General features: G+C 65.8%; 21 protein-coding genes and 1 riboswitch. Of the genes, 11 read left to right on the top strand and 10 right to left on the bottom strand.

The window, feature by feature from the left end; all coding sequences use genetic code 11:
- Positions 1-260: 260 nt before the first annotated feature.
- From arsH to serB, 7 genes are all read right to left on the bottom strand, one after another.
- Complete coding sequence (arsH, locus tag HL666_RS02405) at positions 261-962, bottom strand: arsenical resistance protein ArsH (protein ID WP_172111285.1); 702 nt, start codon at positions 960-962, stop codon at positions 261-263.
- A 158-nt stretch (positions 963-1,120) separates the two neighbouring features.
- Positions 1,121-1,636, bottom strand: coding sequence for a GlcG/HbpS family heme-binding protein (locus HL666_RS02410; protein ID WP_246741426.1), 516 nt, complete (start codon positions 1,634-1,636; stop codon positions 1,121-1,123).
- Positions 1,621-1,857 (bottom strand): thioredoxin family protein, encoded by a 237-nt coding sequence (locus HL666_RS02415; RefSeq protein ID WP_172110963.1) that lies wholly within the window; start codon positions 1,855-1,857, stop codon positions 1,621-1,623. Before HL666_RS02415 ends, HL666_RS02410 begins: the two co-directional genes overlap by 16 nt.
- Positions 1,858-1,873: 16 nt before the next feature.
- Positions 1,874-2,926: a permease gene (locus HL666_RS02420; protein ID WP_172179686.1), complete on the bottom strand. Its 1,053-nt coding sequence runs from the start codon at positions 2,924-2,926 to the stop codon at positions 1,874-1,876.
- Complete coding sequence (locus HL666_RS02425; RefSeq protein WP_172179688.1) at positions 2,923-3,219, bottom strand: ArsR/SmtB family transcription factor; 297 nt, start codon at positions 3,217-3,219, stop codon at positions 2,923-2,925. Before HL666_RS02425 ends, HL666_RS02420 begins: the two co-directional genes overlap by 4 nt.
- A gap of 435 nt (positions 3,220-3,654) precedes the next feature.
- On the bottom strand, positions 3,655-3,927 hold the full coding sequence (locus HL666_RS02430; protein ID WP_172110960.1) for a hypothetical protein: 273 nt from the start codon (positions 3,925-3,927) through the stop codon (positions 3,655-3,657).
- 736 nt (positions 3,928-4,663) lie between these two features.
- Positions 4,664-5,554, bottom strand: a complete 891-nt coding sequence (serB, locus tag HL666_RS02435) for a phosphoserine phosphatase SerB (protein ID WP_172110959.1) — start codon at positions 5,552-5,554, stop codon at positions 4,664-4,666.
- Between the two features lie 3 nt (positions 5,555-5,557).
- Here serB and miaA point away from each other — a divergent pair, with 3 nt between their 5' ends.
- From miaA to ilvC, 8 genes are all read left to right on the top strand, one after another.
- On the top strand, positions 5,558-6,475 hold the full coding sequence (gene miaA / locus HL666_RS02440; RefSeq protein WP_172179690.1) for a tRNA (adenosine(37)-N6)-dimethylallyltransferase MiaA: 918 nt from the start codon (positions 5,558-5,560) through the stop codon (positions 6,473-6,475).
- 98 nt (positions 6,476-6,573) lie between these two features.
- The gene (locus HL666_RS02445; RefSeq protein WP_172110957.1) at positions 6,574-6,840 is read left to right on the top strand and encodes a hypothetical protein; all 267 of its coding nucleotides are present in this window, start codon (positions 6,574-6,576) and stop codon (positions 6,838-6,840) included.
- A gap of 177 nt (positions 6,841-7,017) precedes the next feature.
- Positions 7,018-8,787 (top strand): acetolactate synthase 3 large subunit, encoded by a 1,770-nt coding sequence (locus HL666_RS02450; RefSeq protein WP_172110956.1) that lies wholly within the window; start codon positions 7,018-7,020, stop codon positions 8,785-8,787.
- A gap of 190 nt (positions 8,788-8,977) precedes the next feature.
- Positions 8,978-9,961, top strand: a complete 984-nt coding sequence (locus tag HL666_RS02455) for a threonine dehydratase (RefSeq protein ID WP_172179692.1) — start codon at positions 8,978-8,980, stop codon at positions 9,959-9,961.
- A 136-nt stretch (positions 9,962-10,097) separates the two neighbouring features.
- Positions 10,098-10,640 carry an acetolactate synthase small subunit gene (ilvN, locus tag HL666_RS02460; protein ID WP_172110954.1) on the top strand — a complete coding sequence of 181 codons (543 nt, stop codon included), beginning with the start codon at positions 10,098-10,100 and terminating at the stop codon, positions 10,638-10,640.
- A gap of 3 nt (positions 10,641-10,643) precedes the next feature.
- Complete coding sequence (locus HL666_RS02465) at positions 10,644-11,333, top strand: class I SAM-dependent methyltransferase (RefSeq protein WP_172179694.1); 690 nt, start codon at positions 10,644-10,646, stop codon at positions 11,331-11,333.
- A 272-nt stretch (positions 11,334-11,605) separates the two neighbouring features.
- On the top strand, positions 11,606-12,208 hold the full coding sequence (locus tag HL666_RS02470) for a LysE family translocator (RefSeq protein ID WP_172179696.1): 603 nt from the start codon (positions 11,606-11,608) through the stop codon (positions 12,206-12,208).
- Positions 12,209-12,358: 150 nt separating this feature from the next.
- Entirely contained in the window at positions 12,359-13,378 is a 1,020-nt protein-coding gene (gene ilvC, locus HL666_RS02475; protein WP_172110951.1) for a ketol-acid reductoisomerase, read from the top strand.
- Between the two features lie 77 nt (positions 13,379-13,455).
- Here the strand turns inward: ilvC and HL666_RS02480 are convergent, their stop codons facing one another.
- On the bottom strand, positions 13,456-14,034 hold the full coding sequence (locus HL666_RS02480) for a hypothetical protein (protein ID WP_172179698.1): 579 nt from the start codon (positions 14,032-14,034) through the stop codon (positions 13,456-13,458).
- A gap of 67 nt (positions 14,035-14,101) precedes the next feature.
- Entirely contained in the window at positions 14,102-16,177 is a 2,076-nt protein-coding gene (locus HL666_RS02485; RefSeq protein WP_172179700.1) for a TonB-dependent receptor plug domain-containing protein, read from the bottom strand.
- A 96-nt stretch (positions 16,178-16,273) separates the two neighbouring features.
- Positions 16,274-16,491, bottom strand: a riboswitch (cobalamin riboswitch).
- Between the two features lie 211 nt (positions 16,492-16,702).
- On the opposite strand from HL666_RS02485, the gene HL666_RS02490 reads away from it, so the two are divergent.
- Entirely contained in the window at positions 16,703-18,655 is a 1,953-nt protein-coding gene (locus tag HL666_RS02490) for a sulfatase-like hydrolase/transferase (RefSeq protein ID WP_172179702.1), read from the top strand.
- A gap of 377 nt (positions 18,656-19,032) precedes the next feature.
- On the opposite strand, the gene HL666_RS02495 is transcribed toward HL666_RS02490, so the two are convergent.
- The gene (locus HL666_RS02495; protein ID WP_172110947.1) at positions 19,033-20,145 is read right to left on the bottom strand and encodes a DUF2336 domain-containing protein; all 1,113 of its coding nucleotides are present in this window, start codon (positions 20,143-20,145) and stop codon (positions 19,033-19,035) included.
- 544 nt (positions 20,146-20,689) lie between these two features.
- Here HL666_RS02495 and HL666_RS02500 point away from each other — a divergent pair.
- Entirely contained in the window at positions 20,690-21,547 is an 858-nt protein-coding gene (locus tag HL666_RS02500; protein WP_172179704.1) for an SDR family oxidoreductase, read from the top strand.
- Complete coding sequence (locus tag HL666_RS02505; RefSeq protein WP_172179706.1) at positions 21,547-21,852, top strand: hypothetical protein; 306 nt, start codon at positions 21,547-21,549, stop codon at positions 21,850-21,852. The genes HL666_RS02500 and HL666_RS02505 overlap by 1 nt, the downstream gene beginning before the upstream one ends.
- Positions 21,853-21,857 lie beyond the last annotated feature (5 nt).

The following is a 21,857-nucleotide window of genomic DNA, read 5'->3' on the forward strand; positions in this document are numbered from 1 at the left end:
ACGCTGCGACTTCACGTCCGCAGCAAAGCCGTTCGTCGGCGTGCCCGAAGACACGCTGCGGCTTCATCGCGGCCATCGCATCCCCGCCTCGCGTGTCGTGACGATCGCGCGCAACGCCCCTCCGCAGTGAGGCGGGATGCGCGGAGATAATCATGACTTCAGATAAAGCGCAAGAAGATTATTTTTTTCAGAAATAACTGCCGCGCTCCCCGCTGGCCGGCGACGACGTTCCGGGCAGGGTGGAGCGCGCGGCCGGAGCCTCACAGCGATCGCTGATTGACCCGCTTCGACAGCTCCTCGGCATTCTCCTTGCGCTCGGAATAGCGGTCGACCAGGTACTCCGTCCGGTCGCGCGTCAGCAGCGTGAACTTGACGAGCTCTTCCATCACGTCGACGACGCGATCGTAATAGGGCGACGGCTTCATGCGGTCAGCGTCGTCGAACTCCGCGAAGGCCTTCGGCACCGAGGACTGGTTTGGAATGGTGATCAGGCGCATCCAGCGGCCGAGGACTCGCAGCTGATTGACGGCGTTGAACGACTGCGAGCCGCCGCTGACCTGCATCACGGCCAACGTCTTGCCCTGCGTCGGCCGGACGGCCCCGAGCGACAGCGGGATCCAGTCGATCTGGGTCTTCATCACCCCGGTCATCGCCCCGTGCCGCTCCGGCGAGCACCACACCATGCCCTCGCACCAGGTCACGAGCTCGTGCAGCTCTCCGACCTTGGGATGGTCGGGCCACGCGTCGTCGACCAGCGGCAGCCCGTGCGGATCGAAGCTGCGCGTCTCCGCGCCGAAGCGGGCGAGAATGCGTGCGGCTTCCTCGGTGAGAAGCCGGCTGAACGAGCGCTGTCGCAGCGATCCGTAGAGCAGCAGGATTCGCGGAGGGTGGGAGGAGAGCGCCGGCTCCAGCAGCTTCGCGCGGTCGATGGGATGGAAGGCGGTTTCGTCCAATTGAGGCATCGTGTCAGACAACGCGGTATCCTCCGGCAAAATGATCGGCGTTGGCCGTCCTCGTTCGAGATCCGCCGGCACAAGCGCTCAGCATGCCAAGCGCTTGGAACGCCAAGAGCTTAGAACGCCAAGAGCTTAGAACGCCAAGAGATTAGAACGCCAAGAGATTAGAACGCGATGTCCGCAGCGACGGCTTCGATGCCGGCCTTCGCGCAGATGTCGTCGTTGTCGCCTCCGGGCGCGCCGGATACGCCGATCGCTCCGACCTGCTGGCCAGCGGCCTCTATTGGCATGCCGCCGCCGACCATGACAACGCCGGGAACGTTGACGATGGCCCGCTCCGCGGCGTCCGGTCGTGCCAGCCGGGCGGCGAGCGTGCTCGTCGCCTCGCGCCAGCTCGCGGCCGTCCGCGCCTTGCCCGTCGCGGCCTCGAGGGTATGCCAGCCGGCGAAACGGTCGCGCAGGGTGACCAGCACGAGCCCCGACGGATCGCTCACGGTCACGGCAGCCTGCCAGCCGCGTTTGCGGCACTCCGCGAGCGCCGCCTGTGCTGCCTTGAGCGCCGTGTCCGGCGCGATGATCCGCCGCGTCCATGTGGGCTCGTCGGCGCGCGCAACTAAGGCCGGGCCGAAAAGGAGGACGGCTGCGAGCAGCGGACGCAACACCATCATGCCGACAGCCATTTCGCCATGTCCTCGGCCTTCGGCAGCCCGCCCGCGTGAACGACCTTGCCGTCGATCACCACGCCCGGCGTCGAGGCGATGCCGAACCGAGCGATGTCGGCGAAGTCCGTGATCTTTTCCAGCTCGATCTCGATGCCGAGCCTGCTTGCTTCCGAGGAGGCCATTGCTGCGGTCTGAACACAGCGCTTGCAGCCGGAGCCGAGAATCTTGACGTTCTTCATGGGGCTTGTCCTTTCATCAGAACAGGGCGTTGAACAGATAGCCGACGGCGACGATGCCGGCGGCGACGACGCCCGCGAAGACGGCGATCAGCCGGAGCGTCAGCACCTTGCGCAGAATGAGCATCTCGGGAAACGAAAGCGCGATGACGCTCATCATGAAGGCGAGCACCGTTCCCAGCGCCGCACCCTTGCCGAGCAGCGCCTCGACGACCGGAATGATGCCCGCAGCGTTGGCGTACATCGGCACGCCGATCAGCACCACGGCCGGCACGGACCACCATTGGTCCTTGCCCATGATCGAGGCGAGCAGGTCGTTCGGGACATAGCCGTGAATGAATGCGCCCGCCGCAATGCCGATGATGATCCAGGCCCAGACGCGGCCGACGATGTCGCGCACCGCGTCGATCCCGGCCCGGATCCGATCGGCGACGGTCTGTGAATCCGGCTGCAGCTCCGCCTGTCCTGCGCGCACGTTGCGAACCCATTCCTCGAGCCAGCCTTCGAGATGCAGTCGTCCGATGATCCATCCCGCCACGATCGCAACCGCCAGGCCGAAGGCCAGATAGATCGCGGCGATCCTCCAGCCGACCAGCGCGAACAGAAGACCGAGCGCGACCTCGTTTACCATCGGCGCCGCGATCAGGAACGAGAAGGTCACCCCGAGCGGGACGCCGGCCGAGACGAAGCCGACGAAGAGCGGCACCGCCGAGCACGAGCAGAAGGGAGTGAATACGCCGAGGATCGCAGCCGCGACATTGCCGAGGCCCTCGCGCTTGCCGGCGAGCAATGCGCGAGTTCGCTCGGCCGAAAAAAAGCTGCGTACGACGCCCATGCCGAACACGACCAGCGTCATCAGCATCAGGACCTTCGGCGCGTCGAACACGAAGAACCGCGCGGCTTGTTCCAGATGGCTGTCGCGGGACACCGGCAGCGACGATACCAGCCATGCCGAGAACGCTTCCAGCTGCCAGTAGACCGCAAACCACAACGCGACCGCAGCTGCCGTCGCAATGATCCAGATCACAGCCGATGCCGATCCGTCAGGGTAGGTTGAAGCTTCGTTTTTCATGCTGCGCTCCTGTTCGGCTCAGGCATGGCCGCCATCACGGCATCGAGGATGGCGCGGCGATCGGGCGTCAGGTCAGGACTCAGCCGATACCGGACCCACTGGGCGTCACGCCGGTCGATGACGAGACCGGCGGCCTTGAGGGCGGACATGTGCCGGCTCATGCGCGATGCGCTGGCTTGGAGCTGCCGCATGAGCTCGCAGACGCAGTGCTCGCCGCCGTCCCAAAGGATGCGCAGGGCGGCGAGGCGGGTCGGCTCGGCCAGAGCGATGAGCAGCGGGACGGGATCGGACATGATCTTAACATATGCGTATTTTCGTATTTGCGCAATAGCGCAAATAATGGTCGCGGATCTGCGGTTCGACCGGGCAATCGGCGCGGCGCGCGGCGGCGGGCCGGCAATGGCGGGTGATGCGTGGCCCGCGCAGCGACGTCCCGCGAGCTCCCGGTCGGGAAATCAGGCGAGCTGATTGGCGTCAGGTCAATTGATGCACGGGATGGCCTCGCCGCCGCGCGCCGGAATGTGTTCGCGCGGCTGTCTCGACGATGCGGCCCGCCGAGCCGGGTACGAAGACCCAAAAGGTGCAGCGGACTGGTCGTCTGGGCTGCCAGCGGCGCGGATGTCCGTGATCTTCACCACGCGCGACGCCATTCGTTGTCCCGAACAGGGAGCGCGGCCTCGCTTGGCGAGACGCGCGCTGCCTATTGGACGATGATTTGCTTGCGTCGCTTAGTTGCGAACGCTGCCGACGGTGATCGGAGCGACGAGCGCCGCGCTGCGGCGGTGATGAGCGAGCACGGCAAGCTGATGCGGCGAGGCGGTGCTGTCGACATTGATCGCGACGGTCTGCTGAGCAGCGGACGATGCGCCGACGACGGAGAGTTGATGCGGCGTCGCCGGCAGCGCGCCGACGTCGTAGCTCGGCAGTTCGCCGGCAGTGGCCGCGCCGGTCAACAGCGCGAATGCGACGAGAGAGCCGGGAATGATGTGCTTGATGGTCATCGGGAGGTCCTTCTGTGACGATGATCGATTGCATCTCGTGCAACCGTTTTCGTTTTCCTTGGACGCTCCCTAGCGCTGACGGGAATATATGCGCTGCAGCATGATTTGACAATTCATCGATTGGTGATGCGGTTAAAGGGCCGTGCCCGACCTGCAATGATGCGGGATGCGAATGGTGTGATCGGCGATCTGAAATGAGATTGGAAGGGAGTTACGCGGCAGGGTGCTGGATTGAAACAAATCTTCAGCGGCGCACGCGAAACGCGTGAGCGCGTGTCGGCTCGCGGCGGATCTCGCTTGCAGTGGCGACAACGGCACGAGGTACGGGTGCGGTCGTTCAGCAATCGCAATTTTCAGCTCATTGTCACAATCGGCTGAGATGGACGATCTGTGTCATCACGGGACGACGATGACTTTCCCCGCCGTCATTCCGGGGCATCGCGCAGCGATGAGCCCGGAATCCATAGCCACGAGCGGTCATATTTTGGAAGATCAGCGCCACATCCTTCTCGCGCCTCATGGCCGGCCGTGGCTATGGATTCCGGGCTCGCGCTCCGCGCGCCCCGGAATGACGGAGAGGTCGGTGTCGGCAAAGGCGTGGCAACGCTGCTGTTGTTTCCGTCCCCCGAGCGTGCGCCGTGCCCACCATGGCTTCCGAACGCGCGGATGCGCCGCGGGCATGCGACGACCCTGAGCGGCCGCGTTGCCCACCTGCGATATCAGGGCTGCAGGCTGATTAGTCCACGAATTGGTCGCGCGTGTAGCCCTGGGCGTAGAGCAAAGCGGTGAGGTCGCCGTGGTCGATGCGGGCGGACGCAGCGGCGGAGACGGCGGGCTTGGCGTGGTAGGCGACACCGAGGCCGGCGGCCTCGATCATGCCGAGGTCATTGGCGCCGTCGCCGACGGCCAGGGTGTCGATCTCGTCGAGATCGAACGATTCGCGCAGCTCGACCAGGGTCGCGAGCTTGGCGTCGCGACCGATGATCGGCTCGCGCACCTCGCCGGTCAGCCTGCCGGCGTCGATGACCAGCTCGTTGGCGCGGTTCTCCTGGAAGCCGATCTTGGCCGCAATGGCGCTGGTGAACAGCGTGAAGCCGCCGGAGATCAGGCAGGTATAGGCGCCGTGAGCGCGCATGGTCATCACCAGTTGCCGCCCGCCCGGCGTCAGCTTGATGCGCTTGGCCAGCACCTCGTCGACGACGCTGACCGGCAGGTCCTTCAGCAGCGCGACCCGTTCGCGCAGCGCCGGCTCGAAGGCGATCTCGCCGCGCATCGCGCGCTCGGTGATGGCAGCGACGTGCGGCTTCAGCCCGGCAAAATCGGCCAGCTCGTCGATGCATTCCTGGCCGATCATGGTCGAGTCCATGTCGGCGAGAAAAAGCTTCTTGCGCCTGACGGCCTCAGGCTGCACGACGATGTCGATCGGCATGTCGCCGCGCAGGTCGCGCAGGCGTGCCTCGAGCTTGTGGACCTCGCCGTCATGCGAGAACGGGATGTCGATGGCGACCTCGTCGAACAGCCAGCGCGGCGTGCCCGGCTGTGGCAGCACGGCCAGGAAGGCCTCCACGATCGTGGTATCAAGCGCGGGATCGGCGGGATTGCAGATGAAGGTGGCGACGAGAGACATCAGGTGACTTCGCTAAGCGACAACAAAGCGGTGCTTATCGCAGGGCCGACCGCCAGCGGCAAGTCGGCGCTGGCCCTGGAACTTGCGCAAAAAGCGGGCGGGGTGGTCGTCAATACCGATTCGATGCAGGTGTACCGCGATCTCCGGGTGCTGACGGCACGGCCGACAGCCGAGGAAGAAGCTGCCGTGCCGCATCGGCTCTATGGCCATGTCGATGCCGCCGTGAACTACTCGGCCGGCCATTTTGTCCGTGATGCTGCCGAGGTGCTCGCGGATGTCAGGCGCGACGGGCGGCTGCCGATCTTCATCGGCGGCACCGGGCTGTACTTCAAGGCGCTGACGCGGGGGCTCTCTGCGGTGCCACCGGTGCCGGACGAGGTGCGGGAGGCGGTGCGCGAGAGGCTCGAACGCGACGGTGTCGAGGCGCTGCATGCCGAGCTCGGGCGGCGCGATCCGGCGGCGGCCGCGCGGCTGAACGTCCGCGACCGGACCCGTGTGGCCCGCGCACTGGAGGTGATCGATGCGACCGGTCGGCCATTGGCCGACTGGCACGCCGAGACCTCGCTGCCGCTGCTGCCGACGGGCAGCACTCGGGCGCTGTTCATCGCGCCGGACCGCGAGGCGCTGTATGCGCGGATCGACGCGCGGTTCGATCTGATGCTGGAGCGCGGCGCGTTGGAAGAGGTCGAGCGGCTCGCCGCGCGCGGCCTGGACCCGCTGCTGCCGGCCATGAAGGCCCACGGCGTGCCGGCGCTGATCCGCTATCTCAAGGGCGAGATCGCGCGGGAGGAGGCGGCCACCATCGGCAAGGCCGATACCCGGCATTACGCCAAGCGGCAGTTCACCTGGTTTCGGCATCAGCTGCCGGAGTTCGAATGGATGACGTCGGAGGCGGCGCGGGCGTGGGTGGCCAATCTCTAGCCGCGTCGTCATTCTGGGACATCGCGAAGCGATGGGTCCGGAATCCATATCCACCATCGTGAGTATGGATTCCGGGCTCGCCCTCCGGGCGCCCCGGAATGACGACCTCGTTTGGAGATGGAGCCCGTACTCTCATCCGGCCTATTGCCTTGTATCGGAGACCAACGGCCAAATTACCGCTCGCCGAACATCAAAATCCGCGCTACCTTGACAAAATCGCGCTGACCAGCCTGCTTTGCCTTGACATCAAGGCGACCATGGTTATGTTCGCGCAACCTTTGGGAAGCCAACTCGCCGTCATGCGCAATTTTATTGCCATTCTCCTTATCGTAGTCGTACCCAGGCGCATCGCCGGGGATGGCTAGCGGCCATCCAAAATCCGAGCGGTGCGCAGGGCCTTCCAGGGCCCTTTTTTATTGCCCGGACGTCACCGCCAACCCCGAACCAAGCGACCCAAGACGAACCGACCCAAGACGAACCGACCAAGCCAAACCGACCGACCAAACGACCACCCGCTTTCGAGAAGCGATCCGGAGCCTGCCATGACCGACAAGAGCCACGATCCGAACCAGATGACCGGCGCCGCGATGATCGTGCGCGCGCTCATCGACCACGGCGTGCAGCACCTCTTCGGCTATCCCGGCGGCGCGGTGCTTCCGATCTATGACGAGATTTTCCAGCAGAGCGAGGTCGAGCACATCCTGGTCCGCCACGAGCAGGGCGCCGGCCATGCCGCCGAGGGCTATGCGCGCTCGACCGGCAAGCCGGGTGTGGTGCTGGTGACCTCGGGCCCCGGCGCCACCAACATGGTGACGCCGCTGGCGGACGCGCTGATGGACTCGATCCCGCTGGTGTGCATCACCGGCCAGGTGCCGACGCATCTGATCGGCAACGATGCCTTCCAGGAATGCGACACCGTCGGCATCACCCGGCCCTGCACCAAGCACAACTGGCTGGTCCGCAACGTCAACGACCTCGCAAAGGTGCTGCACGAGGCGTTCTACGTCGCCACGACGGGCCGTCCCGGCCCTGTCGTCGTCGACGTGCCCAAGGACGTGCAGTTCGCCACCGGCACCTATCATCCGCCGCGCAAGTCCGACGTCCACGTCTCCTACGCGCCGCGCGTCAAGGGCGATGCGATGCAGATCCGGAAAGCCGTCGCGCTGCTCGCCTCGGCCAAGCGGCCGGTGATCTATTCCGGCGGCGGCGTCGTCAATTCGGGTCCCGAGGCCTCGCGGCTGCTGCGCGAGCTGGTCGAGGTGACGGGCTTTCCGATCACCTCGACCCTGATGGGGCTGGGCGCCTATCCGGCGTCGGGCCCCAATTGGCTGGGCATGCTGGGCATGCACGGCACCTACGAGGCCAACATGACGATGCATGATTGCGACGTCATGCTGTGCGTCGGCGCGCGCTTCGACGACCGCATCACCGGCCGCACCGACGCGTTCTCGCCGAACTCCAAGAAGATCCACATCGACATCGATCCGTCCTCGATCAACAAGAACATCCGCGTCGACGTGCCGATCATCGGCGATTGCGGCGACGTGCTCGCCGACATCCTGCAGGTGTTCAAGGCGGAGGCGAAGAAGCCCGACATCAAGTCGTGGTGGCAGGAGATCGCCGTCTGGCGCGCGCGCAACTCGCTCGCCTACAAGCCGAACCGCGACGTGATCATGCCGCAATATGCGATCCAGCGGCTGTTCGAGCTGACGCGCGGCCGTGACACCTACATCACCACCGAGGTCGGCCAGCACCAGATGTGGGCGGCGCAGTTCTACGGCTTCGAGGAGCCGCACCGCTGGATGACCTCGGGCGGCCTCGGCACCATGGGCTATGGCCTGCCGGCGGCGATCGGCGTCCAGGTTGCGCATCCCGACAGCCTGGTGATCGACATCGGCGGCGACGCCTCGGTGCAGATGACGATGCAGGAGATGTCGACGGCCGTGCAGTACGAGCTGCCGGTCAAGATCTTCATCCTGAACAACCAGTACATGGGCATGGTGCGGCAGTGGCAGCAGCTGCTGCACGGCAACCGCTTGTCGCATTCCTACTCGGAGGCGCTGCCGGACTTCGTTAAGCTGGCCGAGGCCTATGGCGGCGTCGGATTGCAGGTCAGCAAGCCCGGCGATCTCGACGGCGCGATCAAGGAGATGATCTCGGTCAAGAAGCCGGTGCTGTTCGACTGCCGCGTCGCGGCGCTGGAAAACTGCTTCCCGATGATCCCGTCGGGCAAGGCGCATAACGAGATGATCCTGCCGGCCGAGGCGAGCGATCCCGCCGCGGCGTTCGCCGGCGGCAAGGCGCTGGTGTGAGTTGAATCCGGCGGCACTGAAGAGCTGATGTGAGATCGATCGTGAGCGAGAAGCGCCCCACAAATTCCACTGTCATCGCCCGGCTTGACCGGGCGATCCAGTACGCCGCGGCCGTCGCGAGTCCCACGACCGCCGCGGCGTACTGGATGCCCGCCTTCGCGGGCATGACAGCTCGTATGAGGAGGCGGCTGTGTTCACATTAGCTGAGTTGGAGCAGGCCCATACCATCGTCGGCGCCGCCGTGCCGGCGACGCCGGCGCATGCGTGGCCGCTGCTGGCGCAGCGATTGGGGACACACGTCGTCGTCAAGCACGAGAACCACACGCCGGCCGGCGCGTTCAAGGTGCGCGGCGGTCTCGTTTACGTCGACAATCTCAAGCGCACGCAGCCGGATGTCCGCGGCCTGATCACCGCGACGCGCGGCAATCACGGCCAGAGCGTCGCCTTCGCCGGCCGCCGCAACGGCCTGCCGGTGACGATCTACGTGCCCAGGGGCAACTCGGTCGAGAAGAACCGCGCGATGGCCGCGTTCGGCGCCGAGCTGATCGAGCATGGCAGCGACTTCCAGGAATCGCGCGAGGAGGCGGGACGCCACGCCGCGCGCGATGGCCTGCACATGGTGCCGTCGTTCCACCCCGATCTCGTGCGCGGTGTCGCCACCTATGCGCTGGAGCTGTTGCGCAGCGCTCCCGATCTCGACGTGCTCTACGTCTCGGTCGGGCAGGGCTCCGGCATCTGCGGCTGCATCCTGGCGCGCGACCTGCTCGGGCTGAAGACCGAGATCGTCGGCGTGCAGTCGACGGGCGCGCCGTCCTATGCGCTGTCGTTCGCGGCCCGCACGGTCGTGTCCACCAACAGCGCCGATACCAACGCCGACGGACTGGCGACGCGCAGCCCCGACGCGGACGCGCTCGCGATCATCCTGAAGGGCGCCTCCCGCATCGTTCAGGTCAGCGATGCCGAGATCGCCGAGGCCGTGCGCATCTTCTGGACCGACACCCACAATCTCGCCGAGGGCGCCGGAGCGGCCTCGCTCGCGGCCGCCTTGCAGGAGAAGCCCAAGCTGGCCGGCAAGCGCGTCGGACTGGTGCTGACCGGCGGCAACATCGATCTCGACCTGTTCAGGCGCTGGGTGATGCCGGCGGCCGCTCATGCCGAAGCGGGTGCTGCATGAGGTGCACTCCGCTCACCACCTACACCGCCGTCATGCCCGGGCTTGACCCGGGCATCCACGAGCCGCGGGCGCGCCGCTCAACGTGGATGGCCGGGACAAGCCCGGCCATGACGACTGAGATTTAACGGGGACACCAATGAACCAGCCAGCGTCAGCCTATTTCATCGAAGACCGCCACGATCCGAACGAGACCCACACGCTGTCGGTCCTCGTGCAGAACGAGCCCGGCGTGCTCGCGCGCGTCATCGGCCTGTTCTCGGGCCGCGGCTACAACATCGAGAGCCTCACCGTCTCCGAGACCGAGAGCCAGAAGCACCTGTCGCGCATCACCATCGTCACGACCGGCACGCCGATGGTGATCCAGCAGATCAAGCACCAGCTCGACCGCATGATTCCGGTCTACCGCGTCGTCGACATGACCCTCACGAAGCGCGCTATCGAGCGCGAGCTCGCGATGGTCAAGGTGCGCGGCATCGGCGAGCCCAGGGTCGAGGCGTTGCGGCTGGCGGATGCATTTCGCGCCCGCGTGATCGACGCCACCACCGAGAGTTTTGTGTTCGAGATCACAGGCAACACCGACAAGATCAGTCAATTCATCGATCTGATGCGTCCGCTCGGCCTGGTGGAAGTCGCCAGGACGGGCGTTGCGGCGATCGGGCGGGGATCGGAAGGGATGTGAGCCATGCTGGCGCGCGACTGGTACTACAACGAACGCAACCGGATTGGGCTCGATCATGCCGTGGCCTCGATCTACGGCTCGGGGGATGATGCCGACGAGCGTGCGCGCGCCGCATTGAAGATGCTCGGCGTCAAGCCGGGTTGGCGGGTGGCCGACATCGGCTGCGGCAACGGCGTGCTGGCGACGGAAGCGGCGCTGATGGGCGCGGTGGTCGACGCCATCGACATTTCGCCGGCGATGTTGGCGCTGACCAGGATCTACACCCGCGACCGCCGCACGGCGGTACGGATGCATTCGGCGGGGCTGCTGTCGTTCGCCTATGAGCCGAATTCCTATGACCTGATCGCCAGCGAGTTCACGCTGCATCATCTGCCGGACTTCTGGAAGGCGGTGGCGCTGGCGCGGATCCATGCGGCGCTGAAGCCGGGCGCGCAGTTCTTCCTGCGCGACATCGTCTATGTCAGCATGCCCGACGGCGTCGAGCGCTCGGTCGAGCAGTGGGCGGATTTCAACATCAAGAACCACGACCTCGCCCGCGACAGCGTCATCACCCACATGCGCGACGAGAACTCGACCTTCGCCTGGGTGATGGAGCGCATGCTGAGCGAGGTCGGCTTCGTGACGGTCTCGGCCGACTACCACGCCCCGATGCACGCGACCTATGTACTGCAGAAGCCGGCGGGGCAGGGCTAGAAATGAACTACAGACGGGTGAGTCTTGCTCTCGCGCAGCCGACGGTGCGCCCCCTCTCCCCGTTCTTACGGGGAGAGGGGTGGGGTGAGGGGCAGCCGGACGCGGAGTGTTCGCGGAGAGACCTGTACCCCCTCACCCGGATCGCATCTGACGATGCGATCCGACCTCTCCCCGCAAGCGGGGCGAGGTTGCACTGCCCGCGCCGCGAGGAGCGCGGCCGACGTCAGCAGATGACTCAGAGTCCGTGTATGCCTGCAGTGGGAGCTCACTAGATGTCCCAGCAGCTCCTCATTGCCTTCGTCACCTTCGCCTTCGTGATGGCGTTCACGCCCGGGCCGAACAACATCATGCTGCTGTCGTCGGGCGTGACCTACGGCTTCCGGCGGACAGTGCCGCACATGATGGGCGTCAGCTTCGGCTTCGCCTTCATGGTCGGTGCGGTCGGCTTCGGCCTCGCGACGGTGTTCATCCGCTACCCCGTCTTGCAGGACCTGCTGAAATATCTCGGCGCCGCCTACCTGATCTATCTGGCGGTCGCGATCGCCTTCTCCGGATCGACGAAGCCCGAGGACACGACGCTGCGCGGGCCGATGTCGTTCTGGGGCGCGGCGCTGTTTCAGTGGGTCAACGCCAAGGGCTGGGTGATGGTGATCAGCACCATCACCGCCTATGCCGCGATCGCGCGCTTTCCCGCCAATGTTGCACTGCAGGTCGCGATCAGCTTCGTCATGGCGATCGGCTCGACCATCACCTGGACCTTGTTCGGGACCGCGTTGCGGCCGCTGCTCAGCTCAGAACGTGCCGTCCGCGCCTTCAACATCGTGATGGCGGTGCTGCTGCTGGCCTCGCTCTATCCCGTCTTCATGGACGCATGAAGGACGCCGCCGCCATGCGAGATCGGGGTTTCCATCGGGGCCCAAAATGCTCTAGACACGGGCCGGATTTCGTGCCGGCCCGGTCGTCCGTGCCTCACCCAAGTTTCTGACCTTTCAGCCAATTCCGGCCATCTCAAAGAGGAAACGACAATGCGTGTCTACTACGATCGCGACGCCGATCTGAACCTGATCAAGGGCAAGAAGGTCGTCATCGTCGGCTATGGCAGCCAGGGCCACGCCCATGCGCTGAACCTGAAGGATTCCGGCGTCAAGGACGTCGCGATCGCGCTGCGCAAGGGCTCGGCCTCCGCCAAGAAGGCTGAAGGCGCCGGCTTCAAGGTGATGGAAGTCGCCGAGGCCGCGAAGTGGGCCGACCTCGTGATGATGCTGACCCCGGACGAGCTGCAGGGCGACATCTACCGCGAGCACCTGCACGACAACATGAAGCAGGGCGCCGCGCTGGTGTTCGCGCACGGCCTCAACGTCCACTTCAACCTGCTCGATCCGCGCGCCGATCTCGACGTGCTGATGATCGCGCCGAAGGGCCCCGGCCATACCGTCCGCTCGGAGTACCAGCGCGGCGGCGGCGTGCCCTGCCTGATCGCGATCGCCAAGGATTCCTCGGGCAATGCCCATGACCTCGGCCTGTCCTACGCCTCGGCGATCGGTGGCGGCCGCGCCGGCATCATCGAGACCACGTTCAAGGAAGAGTGCGAGACCGACCTGTTCGGCGAGCAGGCGGTGCTGTGCGGCGGCCTGGTCGAGCTGATCAAGGCCGGCTACGAGACGCTGACCGAGGCCGGCTACGCGCCGGAGATGGCCTATTTCGAGTGCCTGCACGAGGTCAAGCTGATCGTCGACCTGATCTATGAAGGCGGCATCGCCAACATGAACTACTCGATCTCCAACACCGCCGAATACGGCGAGTACGTCACCGGCCCGCGCATCATCACTTCCGAGACCAAGGCGGAGATGAAGCGCGTGCTCGACGACATCCAGTCCGGCCGCTTCGCGCGCGACTGGATGCTGGAGAACAAGGTCAACCAGTCCTCGTTCAAGGCCACCCGCGCCCGCCTGTCGCAGCACCCGATCGAAGAGGTCGGCGCCCGCCTGCGCGACATGATGCCCTGGATCAAGAAGGGCGCGCTGGTCGACAAGACCAAGAACTGAGATCTTGCCACGATCCAGAATTGAAAACGGCGGGCCGAGGCCCGCCGTTTTTGTTTGATCGGTGACCGCAGGCTCGCTCAGGCCGCCGTGCGGCGCGAGGCCAGCGGGGTCAGCAGGCGGACGATCTCGCAGACGGCAACCAGGCCGACCAGCCAGGCGGCGCTGGTCAGGCCGAGGCGGGCGACGATCGGCAGCGTGAAGCTCGCGGCGCCGCCGAGCACGGGCGTGGCCGCGAACAGCACCAGCTCATAGGCCGCATAGGCGCCGAGCATGGCGGCGGCGAGCGCGAGCGGGGCCTGGCTTGCGCGCAAGGCCTGCAGAACGCCGCGGGCCGCGATCGTGGCGCTCAACGCAGCCGCGCCGATCACCGCACCCCAGGCCAGCGTGCTGGCATCGTCCGGGTAGTGCAGGACGCCGAAGCCGATGCCCTGGTTGACCAGCCAGGCGCCGAGCACGGCCGGCAGCGCCGATCGCAGCGGCAGCATGGCGGCGGCGATCACCGCGAAGGCCGCGAACGGCGTCGCGCAGGCGAACACGAAGCTCGCCAGCGCGCAGGCCGTGGTCAGCAGCGCGAAGCAGAACGCGGCCGCATGCCGGGGTGCGACGGGTGCGAGGCGAGCCTCGGAACGGGCGGGAGCGAGAGCGTCGAGAGCCATGGAACATCTCCTGTTGGTGGAATTGTAGTCGAGTTTCGACGCGGCTGACAGCCGCCTCGATATGACGTCACTGCAAGCCCGACGTCGCCACGCGGATGCCGGCGAACACGCCGAGGCCGGGCGCCAGGAACCCGGTCGGGTTCTGGTAGTGTCGGTTGAACAGATTATCGACCCGGCCGAACAGCTTGACCTGGTCCGACAGCGCGTAGTCGCCGCGCAGGTTGACGATGGTGTAGCCGGGCGCGACCAGGCCGGTGGTCATGCCGTCGCGGCTGACGTCGATCCAATTGCCGATCCGCAGCAGCGTCGCCGACAGTGTCAACGCATCGAGCGGCGTCCACACCGCGGTCGCGCTCCACTTCTCCTTCGGCCGCCGCAGCAGCTGCTGGCCGGTGGCCGCATCGATTGCGCGGGTGAAGGTGTAGTCTGCGCGCAGCGAGATCCGGTCGGTCAGATCAGCCGCCACGAAACTCTCGGTGCCCTCTGTCGTGGCGAGGCCGACATTGGCGTAGGAGGTGAAGGTCGTGTTGAAGTTGATCAGATTGGTGATGCTGTTGTGGAAGTAGGTCGTACCGAAGCGGACGCGATTGGCAAACAGCGGCTGCTCGAAGCCGGCATCCCATCCTGTGCTCTCTTCCGGCTTCAGGTCCGGATTGGCGAAGAAGTTGAACGCCGGAAAATCCTGGTGCAGCTGGCTCAAGGTCGGCGCCTTGAAGCCGGTGCCGTAGCTCGCCTTCAGCTTGGTCTCGGTAACCGGCAGGATCACCGCCGGCGCGATACGGTAGGTGCCGTGGCCGCCGAACTGGTCGTTGACGTCGTTGCGCAGGCTCGCGACCACGAACCAGCGCCTGGCAAACTCCGTCTGCAACGCGATGAAGCCGGCCTTGTTGCCGTTCTCGGCCGCAAGGTCCGTGGTCTTCAGCCGCTCCGTCTGCTGCTCCAGGCCGACGACAAGATTGTTATGTGGTGCGAGCTCGGTCACCGCATGCCAGTCATATTTGATGCGCTCGCCGGTGGCGACCGCGGCCACGGGATTGCCGGCCGTGAGATCGGACGACCGATTGTTCACATAGTTGACGCCAAAGTAGTTGCGGATGCGGCCGCCCAGCAGCGACCAGACCGCTTCCTCGCGGGCCGCAAGCTGGTGAACGGTGTGGTTGCTCTGGGCTGCGTCGGGCGTGCTGGGAAAGCCGCTGTCGCCGGTGAACAGCAGCGTCGCGTCGGTGGTGCGGACCACCGAATTCAGCGTCCAGGCGTCGTTGAGGTCGATGCCGAGCTTGGTCGAGGCGGTGACGTTGTCATAGGCGTTGCCGATCGCCTTCCGTCCGGCGGGCAGCAGCTGCCATGGCGTCACCGGCACATCGCCGGCATGCAGATGCGCGACATTGACCGCGTAGTTGACATTGTCCTGCGAGCCGCTCAGTCCCGCGGTCTGGTTGAAGGTCCGGTACGAGCCGGTCTCGATCGAGCCTGTGGCCCGCGCCGGCCCGTCGCCCTTGCGGGTGATCACCGAGATCACGCCGCCGATCGCATCGGAGCCGTAGAGGCCGCTCTGCGGCCCGCGCAGCACCTCGAATTGCTGGATGTCGGCGGCCAAGAGATGCGCAAAGTCGAACGCGCCATTGCCGTTGGTGACGTCGCCGACGTCGATGCCGTCGATGATCAGCTTGGTGTGATTGGCATTGGTGCCGCGCACGAAGACGTTGGTCTGGCCGCCCGGGCCGCCGGCCTGCACGACGTTCAGTCCGGGGACCGTGCTCAGGATGTCCGGCACGGTGCGGGCCTGCTGGGTGGCAATGTCCCTGTCGGTCACGACCGTGATCGCATTCGCGACGTTGGCGACCGGCGTCACGATCCCGGTCGGACTGACCGCGACCGGCGTGCCGGCAGGTGGTTCCAGCTTTGCCGCCGGCATCTGCCGATGCGCGGCGTTGCCGGTTCTGCGGGACATGGCCGGTTTCGCAGCGCTCGGCTTGCGGGGCGGGTCGACCTCGACCGGGGGCAGCAGATCGGGCGAGGCGGATTGCTGCGCGGCGGCTTGGAAAGCCCCGAGCATGGCGAATGACGAGAGGACGCAGAACGACGACAGAAGGGCGCGACGGCGCCTGGCATGGGGAACGGGAGACACGAGTGACCTCGGCATGACGTCAGTGGCACGTCACCGCGAACGAGGTCTCATGCAGGCCTTGGCGGGCCTCCCTGAAAACGATGCCAATAACGCCCCGACCGGCATCTTCGCGTGTGACCACGGCTGACGGCAGGTCTCCTGGCTCGCGGGTCGTCACCTTCACGTCGCCTTCCCGGGACCGAGATTTCCCAGTGGCCTCTGACGCGAGATTCGCCGCTTACAGTTGCGGGGGCAGCTGCGGCCTTCGATTACGTCGCTTGCGAGACGCGTTCGGCACCGCATTCCCTTTTGAGCCCCGGTCGAGGGGCACCGTCACGATCACCGTAGAAGCGCGCCTGTGGCGGAGTCAATCACCGGCGGGAGCAAGCCCTGATCGATCCACTCCATTGCCGACCGCGCGATCGACGAGACATCCACTCGAATTTCCACAATGGAAAACCACCTGAGATTGTGATCGGTTTCATATGTCTCCCGTGGCTGCATGGGAGAGAAGGCGTCGTCGCCGGGTGTCCTCCCGGAGATCATCGATAGGAGCCCGTCATGAGCCGCCCGAACATCCTGCTCGTCACCTGTGATCAGTATCGCTTCCCGCGTTTCTCCTATGGTGCCGATCACGGCTTCGCCGAGCCCTTGAAGCGCATCCTTGGCTTCAGCGAGGACATCGGTGCCGACAACCCTTACGCCAAATTCTTTCCGGGCCTGCTGCGGCTGCGGCGCAATGCGGTGCTACTGCGCAATCACACCATCGCCGCCAGTGCCTGCACGCCGAGCCGCGCCACCATCTACACCGGGCAATACGGCACCAAGACCGGCGTCACCCAGACCGACGGCCTGTTCAAGAACGGCGATTCGCCGAACTTTCCCTGGCTCGCCGCCGACGGCATTCCCACCCTCGGCAACTGGATGCGCGAGGCAGGCTACGCCACGCATTATTTCGGCAAGTGGCACGTCAGCAATCCGCCGGACCATTCGCTGCAGCGCTACGGCTTCGACAATTGGGAGCAGTCCTATCCCGAGCCGCATGGCGCGCAGACCAATAATCTCGGGCTCTATCGCGACGCCGGCTTCACCGATTCCGTCTGCGCCTTCATCCGCCGCCAGGCGCTCGCGCTCAACTACAACCGCGTCGTGGCCGAAGCCGATGCGCGCGATCCGGATGCGGCGGCCCCGGATCCCTCCAACATCAAGCCATGGTTTGCGGTGGCCTCGTTCGTCAACCCGCACGATATCGCGACCTATCCGGCCGTGATCAGCCAGGCGCTGCCGTCGCCGGATCAATCCGGTAAGCAGCAATCGGTGTTCGGGCCGCTGACCGTGCCGCTGGAAGGGCAGGGCACGCCTCCGCCGACCGCCGGCACGGCCGTGGTCCCGCTCAATCCGCTGGATTTCCCGCAGGACAGCGCCCATGCGCCGCCGACCATGAACGAGACGCTCGATGGCAAGCCGTCCTGCCAGCACGACTACGCCTACAAGATGGGTTTGGCGCTGGCGGCCAAGACCGGCTACAACGCGCTCTCCGGCAAGGACAAGGGCGACTCCAATGCCGCCGTCGATCTCGCGCTGCGCAGCTCGATCCCGTTCCAGCTCACCGATCATCCCGACGAGGCCTGCCGCAAGTTCATCCAGCTCTATGCTTGGCTGCATGCGGTGGTCGATGCCCATATCGACCAGGTGCTGCAGACGCTGGAGGAGACGGGGCAGGCGTCCAACACCATCGTCGTCTTCTTCAGCGACCACGGCGAATACGCCGCCGCCCACGGCATGATGATGGAGAAGTGGCACGCCGCCTATCAGGAGGCGCTGCACGTGCCGGTCGTGGTGCAGTTTCCGCCCGGCCGCCACGACAAGCCATTGCGGGCAAGCGATGCGCTGACCAGCCACATCGACATGCTGCCGACGGTGCTTGGCCTTGCAGGAGTCAAAGCGAAGGAGCGCAAGGACATCGCGCGAAAGCTTTCCGAGAGCCGGCCGGTGCCGGCGCTGCGCGGCGTCGATCTCAGCCCGCTGCTGCGCGGCGAGACCGATACCGTGGTCGAGCCTGACGGCAAGCCGCGCCAGGGCGTGCTGTTCATCACCGATGACGAGATCACCGAGCCGCTTCCGCCGGAGAACAACGCCCATAATCGGCAGTCGCTGGCCGAGTTCGCGCTCTACGACAAGGTCGTCGCCGCGGTGCGCGAAGGCCATCACGGCAAGGGTCCGGTGAGGACGATCACGCCGGGTCCGGTGCGGCAGCCCAATCACGTGCGCTGCGTCAGGACCAGGGAGTACAAGCTGTCGCGCTATTTCGATCCCTCGGGCAAGGCGGCGCAGCAATGGGAGATGTACGACCTGACGCGCGATCCGAACGAGGTCGAGAACCTCGTCCAGGTCGATGGCACGCCACCCAAGGCACGCGAGACGCTGCCGGCCTGGACCAGCCGGCCGGCGGTGCAGAAGGCGGCGGATGAGCTGGCCGTGCTGCTGGCGGCGCTGGAGCGGCGGGATTTGTAGCTTTGATGGATGCGGTGTTGCTCTTCAGCGCGCGATCGTCCGAGCCATGGCCGCATTGACGGTCTGCTCCCTCTCCCCGTTCTTACGGGGAGAGGGCTGGGGTGAGGGGCAGCGGTACGGGCGGTGCAGCTACGAGGCGCCGACTCATGAGTCCGATAGAGCTCCGATCGGGCTCCGTCAGTGCCATGCCCCTCACCCGGATTGCTGCGCAATCCGACCTCTCCCCGCAAAGAGCGGGGAGAGGTTTGCACCGCCCGCGCCCGAAGAGATTGCCTCAATCAGCCAAAACGCTGCGCTCTCTCTCCCCGCAAGCGGGGAAAGGTTTGAAGCGAGCGAGAGGCATTCGTGGCCGGCAGCGAGGCGGAAGCGACTCCCGCTCATTTCTCCACCTTATTGTGCACCATCCAGAACCGAAGGGTGCGCTGGGCGGTGTCGAGCGACAGCTTCGCATAGTCGCGCTCGGCGAGCTTCAGGGTGTCGGTGTCGATGGCGTGCTTGATCGGGCGGTGGGTCAGGATCTTGGACACCACCGACCAGGCCAGGCCCGCGGCGCGGCACGGGATCAGGACGATGTCGGTGCGCGGGCCTTCCAGCACCTTTGCCATCATCTCGGTCGGCACGTTGTTGAGCAGGCCGAGCGCGGCCGCGACCTCGCCGAAGCGGCGGGTCTCGGCGAAGAAGGCGATGGCGGGATCGTTCAGCTCGTTCAGCCCCTTCATGCGCTTGACGGCCTCTTCGGCCAGCGTGAAGTCGCGCCCGACGAGGCCGCCGTCGCTGCGCGCAACGTCCGCGATCGCCTTGATGACCTTCTTGATCTCCTGTTGCAGCGCCGGCGGCGCCGAGGCCATCAGCTTGGCGCGCACCGAGTCGGTGGCGCGGCGGAGCAGGTCGCGCAGATGCTTGGTGGGCAGGTCGACGCGCAGCCCGATGATCTCGGACAGTTCGTCATCGTCCTCGGCATGCGCCATCATCCCGGAATAGCCGGTCTCGGAGAAGCGCGCGGTCTGGTTGTTGGCGAGCTTGCGAATGACCCGGCGTTCGCCGCGATCGACGATGATGTCGGTCACCGCCTCGGTCAAATGCGGACGGCTCGAGATCGCCATCAGGTGATCCTGGCCCTTGGTCGTCGCGACCTCGACCAGGGTGTGCTCGGTCAGCCGGGTCGAGTGCATCAGCACGTTCTCGGCGACCGAAATTTCGTCGTCGCGCGCGAGCTGCTGGATCAGCTCCACGGGCGCATAGTCGACCGGCGCGAGGTGCTTGCTGAGCTCGGCCCGGGCACGGGTCTCGACGCGCGCGACCAGCATGCACAGGACGTTGTCGAACACCTTGATCTGGTCCTCGCTGAGGCGTTCGCCGTCGTGCAGGAACAGGTTGGTGACCTGGCGCAGGGTATTGACGCGCTTCTCCGAGGAGCCGCCGCGAACGGCCGCCTCGAGTTCGGTGATGATCGAGTGTTCTGAAGGCGGAAGCTGTTCTGGCTGATGCACTGTGGCGCTCGTCTGGTCCGGATGTCCGGAGCGGCAGCGAAGCGCGTCTGGTCCGCTGCAGGGCTCTCGGCGGCCCCAGTTTTCGGCATGGGCGATAACAATGTGTTAGGGGAGCGGGACGTAGTACTCCGGGGAAACACGGATACGGAAAATTAAGACGAAGCGTGTATCGCTCGACGCAGAGCGGAACCAGGCCAATGCGCCTGCCGCCGCAAAGGTTCGGGTGACCGCGCCGTCGCTTTCGCCCCGAGGATCTGTCCGCGCCGCGACATCAGGCCAAAAGGTTAATGATCCCATAAGGTCATCGGCCTTGCTTCATCCAGTTTGCGCGCGACCCTCGATCTGACGTCAGCTCTCATCCTGCCAAGAATTGAAACTTAAATCATATTCTTGACGTGGCCTGTCGCGCGCCCGCCATACGGAGTCCGCTGTCCTCGCGGCCCTCACGATGGAGGCGAGCGGGTACGGCCTTCGCGCAGGAAAACAGCGCCAGCATGATGCCCGATCTCGTGCGATAATCGGTTCGCAACACGCTGAGGTCGCCATGAAATCCGTCGTCGTCACCGGGGCATCCACCGGGATTGGTTACGCCTGTTCGAAGCTCCTGCTCGCACGCGGCTTCCGCGTGTTCGGGAGCGTTCGCAAGCCTGAAGACGCGGAGCGGTTGCGCGGAGAACTCGGTGCCGATTTCACGCCGCTGCTGTTCGACGTGACCGACGAGGCGGCGGTGAAGGCTGCCGCACAACAGGTGCGAGCGGCGCTCGAGGGCGAGGCGCTCGCCGGGCTGGTCAACAATGCCGGCATTGCGGTCGCGGGGCCCGTGACGGAGCTGCCGATCGACCAGTTCCGTCATCAGATGGAGGTGAACGTCATCGGCCCGGTCATCGCCACCCAGGCGTTTGCACCGCTGCTCGGGGCTGATCCTGCCATGACCGGTGCACCCGGGCGGATCGTGATGATCAGCTCGGTCGCGGGCCGCAACGGCAATCCGCTGATGGCGCCGTATTCGACCTCCAAGCATGCGGTCGAGGGTCTTTCGGAGAGCCTGCGCCGCGAGCTGATGCTGTTCGGCATCGACGTCATCATCGTCGCGCCCGGCGCGGTGAAGACGCCGATCTGGGCCAAGGCCGAGGAGGTCGATCTGTCGCCGTTCCAGGCTTCGCCGTTCTTCCCGGCGCTGCAGAAGGTGCGCGGCTTCATGCTGCAACTCGGCAAGACCGGGCTTCCGGCCGAGACCATCGGCGAACGGGTGTTCGAGGCACTGACGTTGCCGGCGCCCAAAGTGCGCTACGAGATCGCGCCCGACCCGTTGCGGCAATGGATCGTGCGCTTGCTTCCCAAGCGAGCCGTCGACCGCATCGTGGCCAAGCGGCTCGGCCTGATGCCCCCGACCAAGGCCTGATGGCCGCGATGACCACGACGGGCAAGACCCGGGCGGAGTTGACCCGCCTGGTCGAGGAGGCCATCCGGGAGCAGCCGGGGTGCGAGACGGCGCGGGTGCCGGCCCTCCAGCGGCTCGACGTCCGCAACGGCCGCAACTGGGAGATCCCTCACGTCATCCTCGGCGACAGTCTGATCAGCGACATCGACCGCGCCGTCATGAGCGTGCAGCGCCGGTTGGGGCGGGAGTTCCACCTGATCGACGATGATGCCACTGCGGCGCCGGAAGCGGCGGGAGCACCGCGCATCGTCTCCGACCGATCCTGACGCGT

This window comes from Bradyrhizobium aeschynomenes (genome assembly GCF_013178945.1).
Taxonomy (GTDB): Bacteria; Pseudomonadota; Alphaproteobacteria; order Rhizobiales; family Xanthobacteraceae; genus Bradyrhizobium; species Bradyrhizobium aeschynomenes.